Genomic DNA, 16,105 nt, shown 5'->3' on the forward strand with positions numbered 1-16,105 from the left:
CCGCCGCCGCTTCGAGGGCGATGATCCCGAACGGCTCGTAGCGCGACGGCAGGACGATGGCGTCCGCTCCGTGCAGCCAGCTGAGCAGTTCCGTGTGATCGAGGTTGCCGAGAAAGTCCACCGCCCGCGCGACGCGATGCGTGCGTGCCTGTTGGTAGAGCCAGGTGAACTGGGTGCCTTCGCCCGCGATCGCGAGGGTCGTGCCGGGGTGGCTACGACGGATTCGGGGGAGTGCTGCGATGGCGTCCTGCACGCCCTTCTCGTATTCCAGGCGGCCGACGAAGAGGAGTTTCGGCGGTCCGGATCGCGGTCCACGTTCGCGAAAGTTCCACGTGGTCACGTCGATTCCGTTGCGGATGACGGTGATCGGCGGCAGCGTCGGGCCGTAGAGCTCGGTCACTTCTTCCTGCATGGACGCCGAACAAGTTATGAGAGAGTCGGATTCGTTTGCCAGCCACCACTCGACGGAGTGGACCTGGCGGTTGATGCGTCCGGAGATCCAGCCGCTGTGGCGACCCGCCTCGGTGGCGTGAAGTGTGGAAACCAGTGGGACATCATAGAATTCGGCCAGGGCGATCGCCGGATGTGCGACCAGCCAGTCGTGCGCGTGCACGACGTCGGGCTGCCAGCCCTCGCCCACTCCTGGCTTGTGCAGCGCCATCCCGGCACGGACCATCGCGTGACCCATCGCGAGGGTCCACGCGAGCATGTCCTCGCCGAAGACGAAGTGCGCGGGGTCCTCGGCCACTGCGACGACAAGGACGCCCTCGGAAATGTGCGTAATCGTCGGGTGCGTCGACGCATCCGTGCCGGAGGGGCGGCGCGAGAGAACCACGACCTCGTGGCCCGCGGCTGCCAATTCGGTGGCGAGATGGTGGACGTGTCGACCGAGCCCGCCGACGACGACCGGTGGATACTCCCACGAGACGATGAGAATTTTCACGACGGACTCAGTTCTGTGTCAGGTAGACGGCGAGCATCCAGTCCCGGGAACAACCCGTCGGCGCGATTCCAGCCTTCGGCGAGTCGCTCGGCGACGGCATCGCGGCCGGAAACGAGCGCTTCGGAGATTTCCCTGGTCGCGTGGGCGTGCTTGTGTGCGCGTTCGCGGGCGTACCCCGCGGCCGAATCCTTGCTCACCATGAATGCCCAATCGCTCGAAACTGTCATCAGTGTCTCGCGAAGTACCTGATCGTTGACCCGGTTTCGCAGTTCCGGTCGGCCGGGTGCGTTGTCGCGTCCGCGAGACTTGTCCACGGTGGTGAGCGCGGTATCGACCACCTCGGAGTTCAGTTGCACCAGGTCGGACACCTGATCGCCGGCCCAGACACGCCAGTCCTTACCCGATCCCCAGGACGAATCCTCGAGTTGAACGGGTTCGCCGACGTATCCCGATGCCTTGGCGTCGGCGAGGGTGCCGACGCGAATTCCGGCCTCGGGAAGCGCGCGCAGGAGTTTTTCGAGCCACTGCGGACCCTCGTGCCACCAGTGCCCGAACAGTTCGGTGTCGAAAGCTGCGACCACCAGGGCGTCGCGGCCGATGCGGGTGGATTCACTGCGCAGACGCGCCCGAACGGTTTCGACGAAGTCGGCGACATGCTTGTCGACGGCGGCGGCGGCGAGTTCGGGGTCGTACGGCAACTTGTCGGCGGAGTCGACGGTCCGTCCGGTGACCCGCGACGGCTTGAGGCCCGTCTCGTGGTCGTAGGTGTGGAAGTCGCGGTAAGCAGCGTGTCCCGGATATCCGGATTTGGGGGACCAGACGCGGTAGCTGACCTGCAGGTCGCGGCCGAATGCAACCACGTCGGATTCTCGAACCGGGCGGCCGAGGGATGTGTCGCCGCGCAAGGCGGGGCCGTCGACCATGAAGTGGGTGACGCCCGCTTCGGCGTACCCGCGCTCCATGCCCGGGGTGTACCCGCACTCGGGTCCCCAGATCCCGGTCGGAGTGTGATTCCACCGGGCATGAGCGTCGGCGAGACCTTCGCGGAGGGAGAACGCCCGCAAGCGAGGATCGAGCAGCGGTTGGAACGGGTGGGCCAGCGGCCCGCCGAGAAGCTCGAAGGCCTCGCGATCGATGAGGTCGCGGAACACCGGTGAGGCGCCGTGCTGCCAGTGAGTCTCGAAATCTGCGAGAGCGGCAGCTGAGGCCCGGTGCTCGCGCGCGCCGAGTTCGCGGTGCGCCGCGTCCGGCATGCCGGCAGCCTCGTGGGCACGGATTTGCCAGTTGCCGAGCCAGTGATGCATCCCGGCGAGGCAGTGGGGATCGTCCAACTGGGCCGCGAGTACGGGCGTGATGCCCAGCGTCAGCAGGTGCGATCGGCCCTCGTCGGCCAGGCGTCGTAGCGCGGCGGCGAGCGGAATGTACGACGCAGCCCAGGACTGGTAGATCCATTCCTCGCCGACTGGCCATCTGCCGTGGTTGGCGAGCCACGGCAGATGGGAGTGCAGAACCAGGGCGAACATCCCCGGTTCGGTGACGGGTGTTGCGTTACTCACTCGCCGGTTTCCTTCACGGCAATAGCGACGAGGTCGAGGCTGTCGTCGATGTCGGGTTCGCTGATGCTGAAGTCGTCGACGGTGATGCCCTCGACGTCGCGGGTGAGATCTTCCGGCCAGGGCTCGCCGGCCAACGCGCGGTCGATCTGCGCATTGATGAACGATCCGCCGTGCTTGGCGTCGAGTTCCTTCAGGCGCGAACCGTGGTGGACGCCGGTCATCAACTGAACGCGGAATCCGGCGTCTTCGAGCAATTCGGTCATTTCGGAGGCGTTGAGCTCACGAGTGTGGAAAGGGTTGAGCGGCGTGTCGCGGCCGGGGGAGAAGGTGATCCGGTTGGGGGTGCTGATGAGAAGTTCACCGCCGGGAGCGAGAACTCGGAAGCATTCGCGCAGGAACTGACCCTGATCCCACAGGTGCTCGATCACCTGGAAATTGACGACGACGTCAACCGAGTTGTCCGCCAGTGGAAGCTCGGCGAGGTTGCCGTGGAGCATCTCGACGCGGGGGTAGCGGGCACGGACGTGCTCGACCGCGGAGATGTCGTAGTCGAGGCCGGTAACCTTTGTTGCGACGTCCGCAATCATGTTGGCGCCGTAGCCTTCTCCGGAACCGGCCTCGAGGACTCGGCGGTCCGTGCAGCGCTCCAGAAGTGCGCGGTACACCACTTCGTGGCGTCGGAACCAGTAGTTCTCCTCGGGGATTCCTGGCACGGTTCGTTCGCCCGTCAAGGGCAGGGGTGCGTCCTCGTGGTTGCTGACACTCGTTTCACTCACCCGTGCGAGATTAGTGCCATCCGAGTAGAACGTGTTCGCCGTGGTCCAGATCACTGCTGTCAATTCCTGTTCGTGCCGTTATGGTGGACGAGGTTCCACGTTAAGTTACCCACCGGTAACTTAACGTGGGGTAATCTAACGCACAGCCGACGTGAACCGAGAAATTCGCCCGTAGGGAGACCTGTCGGACTCTCTTTTCGGACGCTCGGACTGCGCGAGCACCACAGACGATTTATCAGGTGAATTACACACAGGAGGTCGACGAAGACCCATGACGAATATCGTTGTTTTGATCAAGCAGGTCCCCGACACATGGTCCGAGCGCAAGCTGACCGACGGCGACTACACGCTTGACCGTGAAGCCGCCGACGCAGTCCTCGACGAGATCAACGAGCGCTCCGTCGAAGAAGCACTCCTCATCAAGGAAGCTCAGGGCGGTGAGGTAACGGTGCTGTCCGCAGGACCCGACCGCGCCACCGACGCTATCCGCAAGGCTCTCTCGATGGGCGCCGACAAGGCCGTCCACATCAACGACCCGGCACTGCACGGCTCCGACGCGATCCAGACCGCATGGACGCTCGCTGCTGCTCTCGGCCAGATCACCTTCGAGAACGACGAGCCTGCCGACCTGATCATCGCCGGCAACGAGGCCACCGACGGCCGCGTCGGCGCTGTTCCGGCCATCATCGCCGAGTACCTGGGCATCCCGCAGCTCACGCAGCTGCGCAAGGTCGTCGTCGCCGACGGCAAGATCACCGGTGAGCGCGAGACCGACGAGGGCGTCTTCGGCCTCGAGGCTTCGCTGCCCGCGATCGTCTCGGTCACCGAGAAGATCAACGAGCCGCGCTTCCCGTCCTTCAAGGGCATCATGGCCGCGAAGAAGAAGGAAGTTCTCGTCTACACGCTGGCCGACCTCGGAGTCGACCCGGAGACCGTCGGAGTTGCCAACGCCGGCACCACCGTGACGTCCTCCACCCCCAAGCCCCCCCGTACCGCTGGTGAGCGCATCGTCGACGAGGGAGACGGTGGCACCAAGATTGCCGCGTACCTCGTCAGCAACAAGGTCATCTGATCGCGCCCTTCTAGACATCCAGCAGAAGAACTCAGGGAGAGTTAAGTCATGGCAGAAGTACTTGTGCTCGTAGAGCACGCAGAGGGTGCGCTGAAGAAGGTCAGCACCGAACTCATCACCGCTGCACGCGCACTCGGTGAGCCGTCGGCAGTTGTCGCCGGCCCCGCGGGCACCGCAGCAAAGCTCGCCGACGCTCTGGCAGCAGCCGGCGCCGAGAAGATCTACGTCGCCGAGTCCGACGACATCGACGGCTACCTCGTCACCCCCAAGGTCGACGTTCTCGCCGCTCTGGTCGAGTCCACCAGCCCGGCAGCAGTCATCACCGCAGCCGGCACCGAGGGCAAAGAGGTTGCCGGTCGTCTGGCCGCACGTCTGGGCTCCGGATTGCTGACCGACGTCATCGAGATCAAGGCTGACGGCACCGGCGTCCACTCCATCTTCGGTGGCGCGTTCACCGTCGAGGCCAAGGCCAACGGCGACGTTCCGGTCTACTCGGTTCGTCCGGGCGCAGTCGAGGCTGCTCCGCAGGCCGGCGCAGGCGAGCAGATCACCGTCGAGGTTCCGGCCCAGGACGAGAGTGCCGTCAAGGTCACCTCGCGTGAGCCCATCGTCGGCGGCGACCGCCCGGAGCTCACCGAGGCGTCGGTTGTCGTCTCCGGTGGACGTGGTGTCGGCAGCGCGGACAAGTTCTCCGTCGTCGAAGAGCTGGCCGACTCCCTCGGCGCTGCAGTCGGTGCTTCGCGTGCCGCTGTGGACTCGGGTTACTACCCCGGACAGTTCCAGGTCGGTCAGACCGGTAAGACGGTCTCCCCGCAGCTGTACATCGCGCTCGGCATTTCCGGTGCCATCCAGCACCGTGCCGGCATGCAGACGTCCAAGACCATCGTCGCGGTCAACAAGGACGAAGAGGCACCCATCTTCGAGATCGCCGACTTCGGCATCGTGGGCGACCTGTTCAACGTCGCACCGCAGCTCACCGAAGCTGTGAAGTCCCACAAGGGCTGAAAAGCACAAACTGCTGTGCGCCTTTATCAACCCCCCCGTGGTTGATAAAGGCGCACAGTGCTTTATTCACCAGGCCTGCATCGGCATGTCACTTCGTCGATACCGAGACGCCGTTCGCGCTCGATAAACCTTGCGCATGACAATTACGTCAGTCCTTCGCTCCGCGAGTGACAATCTCGGCCGTGAGGTCGCCCAGCCGAGATATTCCCTGATCGTCTCCTCCGACCGCGAGCATCGTGTCGCTGCGCAGCGCCTTCGATACCGAGTGTTCGCCTCCGAGCCAGGCTTCTCCCTCCCCGCTTCGGCCGGGGTCTTCGAACTCGACGCCGACGGCTTCGACGAATTCTGTGATCATCTACTCGTTCGTGACAACATCACCGAGGAGTACGTCGGCTGCTACCGAATGCTGCCGCCGGATTCCGCTGCGGCGGCGGGTGGGTATTACACCGCAACCGAATTCGACATCTCCGCGCTCGATCCGGTGTCGAACAGGATCGTCGAAATGGGTCGCGCGTGCGTCGATCCCGCGCACCGCACCGGATCCGTCCTGAGCCTGATGTGGTCGGGCATCTTGCACTATCTCGAGTTGACCGGATACGAGTGGGTGATGGGCTGCGTCTCCGTGCCCGTCTTGCCGAGCCCCGATTCAATTGCCGGCGCCGATGTCCGCGGCGTCCGTGACTTCGTGATGAACAAGCACGCCAGTCCGGGGTCGCGGCGGGTGATCCCACGAAACCCGGTGGTCCTCGGGGGTCTGACGCTCGACGAGATCGCCGCACCGGAACGCGTGACGATGCCACCGTTGCTCCGTGGTTACTTGCGGATGGGCGCGATGATCTGCGGGGAACCTGCTCACGATCCCGAGTTCGGTGTGGCCGATTTTGTTGCGCTGCAAGGCCTTCACTCCGCCAACAAGCGCTATCTGGAACGGCTGCGATCGGCGGCCGCCGCACACGAGTCGGGGATCGGCTGATGACCGCGGCGGTGCCGTACTGGGTGCCGACGAGCCCCTGCGGCGACGGGTGCCTACCCGCGGACGCACCCGGTGTGTCGAGTATCACCGTGATGGCCCGCGGGGTCATGGTCGGTGCCGCACTGTTGACTGCGCCTGTGCTTTCGGCCGGCTGGCTGCTCCCGCGCACCTGGCGTACTGAGATGCAACGCGGATACTCGCGCGCGTTGCTTCGTTGTCTGGGGATGAAGCTGACGGTCGACGATCAGCGGTTGGGGCGCGCGGAACCTGACGGGGTCATGGTTGTCGCCGGTCACGTGTCCTGGACCGACGTCCTCGTCGCGAGCGCCGTTGCTCCGGCCAACTTCGTCGCCCGCGCCGACCTGCTCGACTGGGCAGTGCTCGGCGGTCTCGCGCGCCGGATGCGCGTCGTCCCCATCGACCGCGCTCGCCTGCGTGAACTCCCCGGAACCGTCGACGTCGTTCGCGAACGCCTGCAGCGAGGTGTCCGGGTGATGGTGTTCCCCGAGGGAACGACCTGGTGCGGGCGGGCGTACGGCGGTTTTCGTCCGGCGATGTTCCAAGCAGCCGTCGACGCCGAATGCCCGGTTCAGCCGATGGCGATCCGCTACGAGAACGCCGACGGTTCCCTGTGCACCGGACCCTGCTTTGTCGGCACCGAAACGATCGGTCAGTCCATCCGTCGGATCCTGCGTCAGAAGAACGTCGAGGTGAAGGTCAGGCTGGCTCCGCTCGAGGAGGCAGGGGAGTGTCGAGCCGATCTCGCGCAGCGATGCGAGAGAGCCGTACGCGGCGTCGACATCATCGATCTGGCAGCTCACGACATCTTCGACCCCGCACCGGAACTCGTGACACAAGCCATGGGACAAATCGATCCTTCCCCGGCGATGAGCGCTTAGCCTGCTGAGCGAGGCTGGTCGAACTCTCGTGCTGGGCTATCCTTGTCAAGCCATGACTCTGCCTGCACACAGTGCCCACGCCGGATTTCCGGTGTACCTCGATCATGCCGCCACGACTCCGATGTCGGCAGCCGCTATCGAGGCGATGACCGATACCTTCAAAACCGTGGGCAACGCGTCCTCGCTGCACGGCTCCGGCCGTGCGGCCCGGCGCCGCGTCGAGGAATCGCGCGAATCGATCGCCGCCAGCCTGGGTGCGCGGCCGTCGGAGGTCATCTTCACCTCCGGAGGCACCGAGAGCGACAATCTCGCGGTCAAGGGCATCTACTGGGCTCGCCGTGACGCAGACCCGCGACGCACTCGCATCCTGGCCAGCTCCGTCGAGCATCATGCTGTGCTCGACGCCGTCGAGTGGCTCGAGCAGCACGAGGGCGCGCGCGTGACGTGGTTGCCGGTCGACGAGAACGGTGTCGTCGATCCGCAGACCTTGCGTGACGAGCTTTCCGTCCACGCCGACGAGGTAGCACTCGTGACGGTGATGTGGGCCAACAACGAGGTCGGCTCGATCATGCCGATCGTGGAGTTGGCGGAGATTTCGGCTGAGTTCGAGATTCCGATGCACAGCGACGCGGTTCAGGCAGTTGCACAATTGCCGGTCGATTTCGCGGCGAGCAAATTGTCCGCGCTGAGCATCGCGGCGCACAAGTTCGGTGGTCCGCACGGCGTCGGCGCACTGCTGCTCGGACGCCAGGTTCCGTGTGTGCCGCTCCTTCACGGCGGCGGACACGAACGTGATCTGCGTTCGGGCACTCCGGATACTGCGGGCGTTGTCGGGATGGCTGCGGCGCTGCGCGCAAACGTCGAGAATTTCGATTCCAGCACAAGGGAATTGGCGCAGTTGCGTGACCGTTTGATCGACGGAGTCCTGGAGATTCTTCCCGAGTCGGTGCTCAACGGCCCGACCGGATCCGATCGGCTTCCCGGTAACGCGCACTTCACCTTCCCCGGCTGCGAGGGCGATTCGTTGCTGATGCTGCTCGACGCCGCCGGTATCGAATGTTCCACCGGTTCGGCCTGCACCGCCGGTGTGGCCAGAGCCAGCCATGTCTTGATCGCGATGGGCGTCGAATCGCCCGTCGCGCGTGGCTCACTGAGATTTTCGCTCGGACATACGTCGAGTGTCACCGATGTGGACGCGCTCATCGCTGCGCTTCCACAAGTAGTAGAGCGCGCTCGGGCCGCCGGTCTTGCCGGTGCCGGTTCGCGTGGAGGGGATCGCTGATGCGAGTACTCGCAGCCATGAGCGGAGGTGTCGACTCCGCTGTCGCCGCCGCCCGCGCTGTCGCCGCCGGACACGACGTCGTCGGCGTTCATCTTGCTTTGTCCACGGCGCCGGGCGCATTGCGGACGGGTTCGCGTGGATGCTGCTCGAAGGAAGATGCCGGCGACGCCAGGCGCGCCGCCGACGTTCTCGGAATACCCTTCTACGTCTGGGATTTCGCCGATCGCTTCAAGGAAGACGTGATCGACGACTTCGTGGCGTCGTACGCAGCGGGTGAGACCCCCAATCCGTGCCTGCGCTGCAACGAGAAGATCAAGTTCACCGCACTCGCCGACCGTGCAGTCGCTCTCGGCTTCGACGCCGTGGCGACCGGTCACTACGCGCGCCTCGAAGACGGCGTCCTGCGCCGGGCGGTCGACGCTGACAAGGACCAGTCGTATGTCCTCGGTGTGCTGACGGCTGAGCAGCTTTCGCGAGCGATGTTCCCGATCGGTGACACACCGAAAGAACAGATCCGCGAGGAAGCCGCCGAGCGCGGTCTGGCTGTGGCGAACAAGCCTGACAGTCACGACATCTGCTTCATCCCGACCGGCGACACACGAGCATTCCTGGGTGCGCGCATCGGCGTTCGTCCGGGAAGCGTCGTCGACGCCGATTCGGGTGAAGTCCTCTCTGCACACGACGGCGTACACGGCTTCACGATCGGACAGCGCAAGGGTCTCGGCGTCGAAGGTCCGGCGGGTGACGGCCGTCCGCGGTACGTGACCGCGATCGAGCCCGAAACCGGAACGGTTCGAGTGGGTTCGGCCAAGAATCTCGACGTCTGGGCCATCTCGGCGCAGCGTGCGATCTGGACCTCGGGCCAGGCGCCGGAGGGCCCTGTCGAATGCATGGTGCAGGTTCGTGCGCACGGTGGACTGGCGCAGGCTGTTGCGGAGGCCGTCGACGACGGTACTTCAAGCGGCGGTATCTCGATCTCGTTGCGCGAACCACTGACCGGCGTCGCAAAGGGACAGGCCGTCGTGTTGTATCGCCCCGACCGCGAACTGGGCGACCAGGTTCTCGGCAGTGGCACCATCTCGGGTACCGAATCCGAGCCGAACACACTGTGACGCAGCAGGTTTCCATCGGTGGTCTCGTCACCGGAATCGGATCCTGGCCGGGCACGGATGCCCGCGAAAGTGCCGCAACCATCCTCGGTGAGCTGGGTGGTTTCCCGCATCTGGTGGAGTTGCCGAGCCGCGGTCTCGGCGCTGACATGGTCGGCCGGGCGGGGGCAATTCTGGTCGATATCAACCTCGACGCCTCGACCCGTGCCTATCGAGTCGTGCCTCGGAGGGGCAATGTCGCGAAGCGAGCCGAGGACTTTCTGAATCAGGATCTCGACGCGCTCGAGGAAGCCTGGGAGTCGGCGCGCTTGGTCGGCGGAGACCACGTCGTCAAGCTCCAAGTCGCCGGCCCGCTGACACTCGGCGCCGAGATCGAAGTCGCAAACGGTTCGCGAGTTCTCGTCGACCGCGGTGCGCTCCGCGACGTCGCAGAATCACTCGGTGAGGGTCTCGCGCGTCATGCGGCCGAGGTCACTCGCCGCACCGGCGCCGCAGTGGTGATTCAGTTGGACGAGCCGCAGATCGCGGCAGTTCTGGCCGGTTCGCTGCCTGGGCGCACCAAGATGGAGAGCGTTCCGGCACTGCCGGAACCCGAGGCACTCGCCGTACTCGACTCGACGATCAGCGGTTGCGGACTGCCCACAATCGTCCACAGTTGCGGCACAGACATGCCGTGGGATCTACTGAGGCGAAGCCAGGCGTTCGGCGTGAGCTTCGACATGTCGCTCATCGGCTCACGCGATCTCGACGGTATCGGCCAGTTGTTCGACGCCGGCAAGGAATTGGCGCTCGGTCTGGTTCCGTCCGTGGAGCCGGAAAAGCCGGTGACGTGGAAAGAGTGTGCGATGCCCGCCGTCACCCTGGTGGATCGTCTCGGCTTCTCGCGTGAACTCCTGCAGACCCAGGTCGCGGTCACTCCGCGTTGCGGTCTTGCGGGTGCGAACCTCGACTGGGCTCGTGCCGCCCTTCGGCTGTGTACAGACGTCGGCAAGGCATTGGTGGACGATCCGTCGGCGTTCTAGTGTGTGCGTTCCGATGTGGAGTCGTGTGGTGTGTCGGTGTGAACCGATAATCTTCTAGCTGTGACTGAAACCGCGGATGCAATGCAGCCAGCGCCCAACGAGGCGCGCGAGCAGTGGACGGAGCTGGCCGAAGAGGTACGCCAGCATCAGTTCCGCTACTACGTTCGTGATGCGCCCGTCATTTCGGACGGTGCATTCGACACATTGCTCGGGCAGCTCAATGCTCTCGAAGAGCAGTACCCGGATCTGCGAACTCCCGATTCTCCGACGCAACTCGTCGGTGGCGGATTCGCGACTGACTTCACGTCCGTCGACCACCTCGAGCGGATGCTCAGCCTCGACAACGTCTTCGACGAGTCGGAGCTCCGAGCATGGATCGCCAAGGTAGAGCAGGAAACCGGGCCGGAACTGCACTATCTCTGTGAAGTGAAAATCGATGGTGTCGCCCTCAATCTCGTCTACGAGAACGGCAAACTCGTTCGTGCCGCAACCCGCGGTGACGGTCGTACGGGCGAGCTGGTCACGCTCAACGCTCTGACGATCAACGACATCCCGGAGCGCCTTACCGCCACGGACGAGTACCCGATTCCGAGCCTGCTCGAGGTGCGTGGCGAGGTGTTCTTCCGCCTCGAGGACTTCGCAGCACTCAATGCCTCCCTGGTGGAGGAGGGGAAGGCGCCGTTCGCCAATCCGCGCAACTCCGCGGCGGGCTCCCTGCGTCAGAAGAATCCTGCCGTCACCGCGCGTCGCCGCCTCGGAATGATCTGCCACGGGTTCGGGCGCATGGAAGGTTTCGAGCCGGCCTCGCAGTACGACGCCTACGTGGCCCTCGCCGCCTGGGGTCTGCCGGTGTCCACGCACACCTCACGGGTGGTCGGCGCCGACGCCGTGGTCGAGAAGATGAAGTACTGGGGAGAACACCGCCACGACGTCGAGCACGAGATCGACGGGTTGGTGGTCAAGGTCGACGAGATGTCGTTACATCGACGTCTGGGCACCACGTCGCGCGCACCACGGTGGGCGATCGCGTACAAGTACCCGCCGGAAGAGGTCACGACCAAGCTCCTCGACATCCGGGTCAGTGTCGGACGTACGGGTCGTGTGACGCCGTTCGCGTACATGGAACCCGTCACGGTGGCGGGTTCCACTGTGTCCTTGGCCACGCTGCACAACGGCTCGGAGGTCAAGCGCAAGGGTGTGCTGATCGGCGACACCGTGGTGTTGCGCAAGGCCGGAGACGTCATCCCCGAGGTTCTCGGTCCCGTGGCAGACGTTCGTGACGGTACCGAGCGCGAGTTCGTCATGCCGACACATTGTCCCGAGTGCGGCACGTTGTTGGCACCCGCGAAAGAGGGCGACGTCGACGTGCGATGCCCCAATCAGCAGTACTGCCCGGCGCAGTTGCGCGAGCGCGTGTTCCACGTCTCGGGGCGCGGTGCATTCGACATCGAGGTGCTCGGTTACGAGGCCGCGACCGGGCTGTTGGAGGCGAAGGTCATCGGCGACGAGGGCGATCTCTTCTCACTCGACGCCGAGAAACTGATCGAAGTTCCGATCTTCCGCACCAATGCGGGATCCCTGTCCGCCAACGGAAAACGCTTGCTGGCCAACCTGGATTCGGCCAAGGACAAGCCGCTGTGGAGAGTGCTTGTGGCACTGTCGATTCGGCACGTCGGCCCCACTGCCGCGAGGGCGTTGGCCGGCGAATTCGGCTCGCTGCAACGCATTCGGGAAGCCTCGGTCGACGAGTTGGCTGCAGTCGACGGCGTCGGATCGACTATCGCCGCCGCCGTCGTGGAGTGGTTCTCCGTCGACTGGCACCAGCAGATCGTCGATAAGTGGGCGTCGGCCGGAGTACGCATGGAGGACGAACGCGACGATTCGATTCCGCGCAATCTCGAGGGCCTCTCGATCGTCGTCACCGGTTCGCTCGAGACCTACTCACGTGATCAGGCGAAGGAAGCGATTCTGGTACGCGGCGGCAAGGCGGCTGGGTCGGTCTCGAAGAAGACTGCGTTTGTCGTCGTCGGTGAAGCGCCCGGTTCCAAGCACGACAAGGCGGTCGAATTGGGTGTGCCGGTGCTCGACGAAGACGGCTTTCGGCGGTTGCTCGAAGATGGCCCGGATGCGGTCGCTCCCACCGATTTGGACGAACCAGAGTGACTTTGTCCGATTTCTGAGATTGGTGTGCTGGGTGCGATAGTGACGCCATGATCGAGATTCGTGAAGTTCTACCGGCTGAGTTCGAGACCGTCGGGGAGCTGACTGTGCAGTCGTACGTGGGTGGCGGATTTGTCGCCGGCGGATCGCCGTACGCGGAGCGCCTGCGAGACACCGCAACTCGGGTGGAGCAGGGCCGGGTGTTGGTTGCGGTTCTCGGCGACGAAGTCGTGGGCTCGTTGACGATCGCAGAACCCGGCACGCCCTTCGCGGATGTTGCGCAGAAGGGAGAACTCGAGTTCCGCATGCTCGCAGTCTCGCCGCAAGCTCGGGGATCGGGCGCCGGAACCGCATTGGTTCGCGCAGTGATCGCCGAAGCCTACGACCGCGGCGATCACTCGGTGGTCATCTCGACGCAGCCCGAGATGGTCGATGCCCGTCGTATCTACGACCGCAACGGTTTCGTCCCCGATCCCGAGCGGGCGTGGGAGCCGATTCGCGGTATGGAACTGACCGTCATGGTTCGCGGCCTGGCCTGATCAGCCAGCCTGGTCAACCCAGTACCGTCGCCACGATTCCTGCGAGGTAGCCGAGGCGGGCTATCTCCGAAGGGCGGAATTCGGGCCCACCGGGACGACCGAGCATGAGGACTCGATTGCCGGAGCCGAGAGGTGCGGCAGCGAGGCTGGTGTTCATGTCGCGCCATACGTCCGGAACCCAGTCGGCCTCGCCGTCGAGGGCGGTGGGCTTGTCCAGTGGCATCCACGGAATGTCGGTGGCGTGGGTTTCCGGCGCGCCGGCGCTACCGACGACGCGGTACGCACCGTGCTTGCCGATGTCCGCGACGACGCACCAGCCGACTCGCAGTACACGCGGCGCGCCGTCGACGAGGACCTGTAGTCGATCGTTTCGGGCCGTCGCAACGGAATCTATGAGTTCGAGCTCACGGTGAGTGTCGAGAATCCCGGCGTAGGGGCGGATCGAATCGACCAGCACGTCCGGTAGATGCTCGGCAGCGGTGATCAAGGTGTCGGGCAGCGCGCCCGGTTCGACGTCGACCACGAGGTCGTCGATGGCAAAACCGTCACCTCGTTCCACGACGTCGAGGGAGAGGATGTCTGCGCCCACGGATCCGAGAGCTACGGCGAGCGCGCCGAGGCTGCCTGGTCGATCGGGCAGTTGGACGCGAAGCAGGTACGACACGTGCGTGCCTTTCGCTGATCGGTTCTCGCCCGGATCACGTCGACCCGGGCCTGACTCATCTTTGCACTTGCCCAACCTGCGATGGTGGGCGCCGCGGCGGCGTCACGCCAGATGCACATGCTTGTCACACGAGCGAAACACACTGCGGGCTTTCGGCGTGGCGATCGACACAGTGAGCGTGCTCGTCGTTCGATACAGCGGGCGTGCTTACAGGTCTGTCGCGGCGAGCAACTAGGCTGGACCGGCAATGTTCACGTCCTCTTCCGAAAGGGGCCCCGCGGTGCCTGCCATCTCCCGTGACGAGGTCGCGCACCTCGCGCGGCTGTCCAGACTCGCCCTGTCCGATGCCGAACTCGACGAGTTCGCCGGTCAGTTGGATTCGATTCTCAACCACGTCAAGGTGGTCACCGAGGTTGCGGCCGACGACGTCCCGCCCATGGCGAATCCCAATGCCGTCACCAACGTGACGCGCCCCGACGTGATCGTGCCCGGGTTGACCCCCGAGCAGGCATTGTCCGGAGCACCCGCAGTCGAACAGGATCGCTTTGCGGTTCCGCAGATCCTTGGAGAGGGCGAATGACCGATCTGACCACGCTGGACGCCGCTGAGCTGGCCGGCAAGATCCACTCGCGTGAGGTGTCCTCCGTAGAGGTCACGCAGGCGCATCTCGACCGCATCGCGGCCGTCGACACCGAGTACCACGCCTTCCTGCACGTTGCAGGCGAACAGGCTCTCGAAGCCGCCGCAGCAGTGGACAACTCGCTCGCAGGCGGAAACGAACCTGCTTCGGCACTCGCCGGCGTTCCGATCGCGTTGAAGGACATCTTCACCACGACGGACATGCCGACCACCTGTGCGTCGAAGATTCTCGAAGGCTGGGTCGCGCCGTACGACGCGACTCTGACCTCCAAGCTGCGCGCTGCCGGCATCCCGATCCTCGGCAAGACGAACCTCGACGAGTTCGCGATGGGCTCTTCGACCGAGAACTCGGCCTTCGGCCCGACGCGTAACCCGTGGGACGTCACCCGCATCCCCGGTGGCTCGGGCGGCGGTAGCGCAGCGGCGCTCGCGTCCCGTCAGGCCCCGCTGGCCATCGGCACTGACACCGGCGGTTCGATCCGTCAGCCCGCTGCGGTCACCGCGACGGTCGGAACCAAGCCGACGTACGGAACTGTCTCACGCTTCGGACTCGTCGCGTGCGCGTCCTCGCTCGATCAGGGCGGTCCCTGTGGCCGCACCGTGCTCGACACCGCTCTGCTGCACGAGGTCATCGCCGGGCACGATCCGCGTGACTCCACGTCCATCGACGCCCCCGTGCGTCCGGTGGTCGCTGCGGCACGTGAAGGTGCAGCCGGCGACCTGCGCGGCGTCAAAGTCGGTGTGGTCAAGGAACTTCACTCCGACAGCTACCAGCCCGGCGTCATCGCTTCCTTCGACGCTGCTGTCGAGCAACTCAAGGCTTTGGGCGCCGAAGTTGTCGAGGTTTCGTGCCCGAGCTTCGAGCATGCGCTCGCGTCGTACTACCTGGTGCTGCCCAGTGAGGTCTCGTCCAACCTGGCTCGCTTCGACGCCATGCGCTACGGACTGCGTGTCGACGACGGCAACATGAGTGCCGACCAGGTCATGGCGGCAACCCGCGCCGCCGGTTTCGGTCCGGAGGTCAAGCGCCGCATCATGATCGGTACCTACGCACTGTCCTCGGGATACTACGACGCCTACTACGGTTCGGCGCTCAAGGTTCGTACGCTCATCGCGCGCGATTTCGACAAGGCCTACGAGAAGGTGGACGTACTGGTCTCGCCGACCAGCCCATTCACGCCGTGGAAGTTGGGGGAGAAGGTCGGCGATCCGTTGGCCATGTACCTCTCCGACCTGTGCACGCTGCCGACCAACCTGGCCGGACACTGCGCGATGTCGGTGCCCTCGGGCCTGTCCGCGGACGACAACCTGCCGGTGGGCTTGCAGATCATGGCGCCCGCCATGGCTGACGAGCGCCTCTACCGTGTCGGTGCCGCCTACGAAGCAGCTCGCGGCCCGATCGCGACTGCAGTCTGACCTGTTTGCTGTGCGCCTTTATCAACCCCCCGCGGTTAATAAAGGCGCAC

Annotated in this window: 15 protein-coding genes; 11 read left to right on the forward strand and 4 right to left on the reverse strand. The window is 64.9% G+C overall.

Annotated elements, in window-relative coordinates; translation table 11 throughout:
• From QM609_RS27685 to QM609_RS27695, 3 genes are all read right to left on the reverse strand, one after another.
• Positions 1-943, reverse strand: a 943-nt coding sequence (locus tag QM609_RS27685) for a glycosyltransferase family 4 protein (RefSeq protein ID WP_283337625.1), incomplete at its 3' end; no start/stop codon positions are given.
• The gene (locus QM609_RS27690) at positions 940-2,466 is read right to left on the reverse strand and encodes a 1,4-alpha-glucan branching protein domain-containing protein (protein WP_037125876.1); all 1,527 of its coding nucleotides are present in this window, start codon (positions 2,464-2,466) and stop codon (positions 940-942) included. The genes QM609_RS27685 and QM609_RS27690, both read right to left, overlap by 4 nt.
• 29 nt (positions 2,467-2,495) lie before the next feature.
• Complete coding sequence (locus QM609_RS27695) at positions 2,496-3,275, reverse strand: class I SAM-dependent methyltransferase (RefSeq protein WP_042451468.1); 780 nt, start codon at positions 3,273-3,275, stop codon at positions 2,496-2,498.
• A 271-nt stretch (positions 3,276-3,546) separates the two neighbouring features.
• On the opposite strand from QM609_RS27695, the gene QM609_RS27700 reads away from it, so the two are divergent.
• The 9 genes from QM609_RS27700 to QM609_RS27740 all read left to right on the forward strand — a co-directional run bounded on the left by QM609_RS27700 (position 3,547) and on the right by QM609_RS27740 (position 13,336).
• On the forward strand, positions 3,547-4,347 hold the full coding sequence (locus tag QM609_RS27700; RefSeq protein WP_003944754.1) for an electron transfer flavoprotein subunit beta/FixA family protein: 801 nt from the start codon (positions 3,547-3,549) through the stop codon (positions 4,345-4,347).
• A 48-nt stretch (positions 4,348-4,395) separates the two neighbouring features.
• Positions 4,396-5,352, forward strand: a complete 957-nt coding sequence (locus QM609_RS27705; protein WP_003944698.1) for an electron transfer flavoprotein subunit alpha/FixB family protein — start codon at positions 4,396-4,398, stop codon at positions 5,350-5,352.
• Positions 5,353-5,488: 136 nt separating this feature from the next.
• On the forward strand, positions 5,489-6,325 hold the full coding sequence (locus QM609_RS27710; protein ID WP_050655130.1) for a GNAT family N-acetyltransferase: 837 nt from the start codon (positions 5,489-5,491) through the stop codon (positions 6,323-6,325).
• Positions 6,325-7,224, forward strand: coding sequence for a lysophospholipid acyltransferase family protein (locus QM609_RS27715; protein WP_050655131.1), 900 nt, complete (start codon positions 6,325-6,327; stop codon positions 7,222-7,224). Before QM609_RS27710 ends, QM609_RS27715 begins: the two co-directional genes overlap by 1 nt.
• Positions 7,225-7,276: 52 nt before the next feature.
• On the forward strand, positions 7,277-8,506 hold the full coding sequence (locus QM609_RS27720) for a cysteine desulfurase family protein (RefSeq protein WP_019747909.1): 1,230 nt from the start codon (positions 7,277-7,279) through the stop codon (positions 8,504-8,506).
• Positions 8,506-9,618: a tRNA 2-thiouridine(34) synthase MnmA gene (mnmA, locus tag QM609_RS27725; protein WP_050655132.1), complete on the forward strand. Its 1,113-nt coding sequence runs from the start codon at positions 8,506-8,508 to the stop codon at positions 9,616-9,618. Before QM609_RS27720 ends, mnmA begins: the two co-directional genes overlap by 1 nt.
• Positions 9,615-10,637 carry a uroporphyrinogen decarboxylase/cobalamine-independent methonine synthase family protein gene (locus QM609_RS27730; protein WP_050655133.1) on the forward strand — a complete coding sequence of 341 codons (1,023 nt, stop codon included), beginning with the start codon at positions 9,615-9,617 and terminating at the stop codon, positions 10,635-10,637. The genes mnmA and QM609_RS27730 overlap by 4 nt, the downstream gene beginning before the upstream one ends.
• An 81-nt stretch (positions 10,638-10,718) precedes the next feature.
• On the forward strand, positions 10,719-12,800 hold the full coding sequence (ligA, locus tag QM609_RS27735; RefSeq protein ID WP_007729389.1) for an NAD-dependent DNA ligase LigA: 2,082 nt from the start codon (positions 10,719-10,721) through the stop codon (positions 12,798-12,800).
• A gap of 47 nt (positions 12,801-12,847) precedes the next feature.
• A complete protein-coding gene (locus tag QM609_RS27740) occupies positions 12,848-13,336 on the forward strand; it encodes a GNAT family N-acetyltransferase (RefSeq protein WP_003944764.1) in 489 nt (162 codons plus the stop codon).
• A gap of 13 nt (positions 13,337-13,349) precedes the next feature.
• Here the strand turns inward: QM609_RS27740 and QM609_RS27745 are convergent, their stop codons facing one another.
• Positions 13,350-14,000, reverse strand: a complete 651-nt coding sequence (locus tag QM609_RS27745) for an ACT domain-containing protein (RefSeq protein ID WP_003944719.1) — start codon at positions 13,998-14,000, stop codon at positions 13,350-13,352.
• Positions 14,001-14,280: 280 nt separating this feature from the next.
• Here QM609_RS27745 and gatC point away from each other — a divergent pair, with 280 nt between their 5' ends.
• Together gatC and gatA are read left to right on the forward strand one after the other, a co-directional pair.
• Positions 14,281-14,580 (forward strand): Asp-tRNA(Asn)/Glu-tRNA(Gln) amidotransferase subunit GatC, encoded by a 300-nt coding sequence (gene gatC / locus QM609_RS27750; protein ID WP_003944747.1) that lies wholly within the window; start codon positions 14,281-14,283, stop codon positions 14,578-14,580.
• Positions 14,577-16,055, forward strand: coding sequence for an Asp-tRNA(Asn)/Glu-tRNA(Gln) amidotransferase subunit GatA (gene gatA / locus QM609_RS27755; RefSeq protein ID WP_007729384.1), 1,479 nt, complete (start codon positions 14,577-14,579; stop codon positions 16,053-16,055). The genes gatC and gatA overlap by 4 nt, the downstream gene beginning before the upstream one ends.
• Positions 16,056-16,105 lie beyond the last annotated feature (50 nt).

Origin of the sequence: Rhodococcus sp. IEGM 1302 (assembly GCF_030056935.1) — a bacterium.
Lineage (GTDB): Bacteria > Actinomycetota > Actinomycetes > Mycobacteriales > Mycobacteriaceae > Rhodococcus_F > Rhodococcus_F qingshengii.

Excerpts from the sequence above, each read along its gene's own strand:
- QM609_RS27690 (WP_037125876.1), bottom strand. The coding sequence starts at position 2,466 with ATGTTCGCCCTGGTTCTGCACTCCCATCTGCCGTGGCTCGCCAACCAC.
- QM609_RS27700 (WP_003944754.1), top strand. The coding sequence starts at position 3,547 with ATGACGAATATCGTTGTTTTGATCAAGCAGGTCCCCGACACATGGTCC.
- QM609_RS27705 (WP_003944698.1), top strand. The coding sequence starts at position 4,396 with ATGGCAGAAGTACTTGTGCTCGTAGAGCACGCAGAGGGTGCGCTGAAG.
- QM609_RS27710 (WP_050655130.1), top strand. The coding sequence starts at position 5,489 with ATGACAATTACGTCAGTCCTTCGCTCCGCGAGTGACAATCTCGGCCGT.
- QM609_RS27715 (WP_050655131.1), top strand. The coding sequence starts at position 6,325 with ATGACCGCGGCGGTGCCGTACTGGGTGCCGACGAGCCCCTGCGGCGAC.
- QM609_RS27720 (WP_019747909.1), top strand. The coding sequence starts at position 7,277 with ATGACTCTGCCTGCACACAGTGCCCACGCCGGATTTCCGGTGTACCTC.
- mnmA (WP_050655132.1), top strand. The coding sequence starts at position 8,506 with ATGCGAGTACTCGCAGCCATGAGCGGAGGTGTCGACTCCGCTGTCGCC.
- ligA (WP_007729389.1), top strand. The coding sequence starts at position 10,719 with ATGCAGCCAGCGCCCAACGAGGCGCGCGAGCAGTGGACGGAGCTGGCC.
- QM609_RS27740 (WP_003944764.1), top strand. The coding sequence starts at position 12,848 with ATGATCGAGATTCGTGAAGTTCTACCGGCTGAGTTCGAGACCGTCGGG.
- gatA (WP_007729384.1), top strand. The coding sequence starts at position 14,577 with ATGACCGATCTGACCACGCTGGACGCCGCTGAGCTGGCCGGCAAGATC.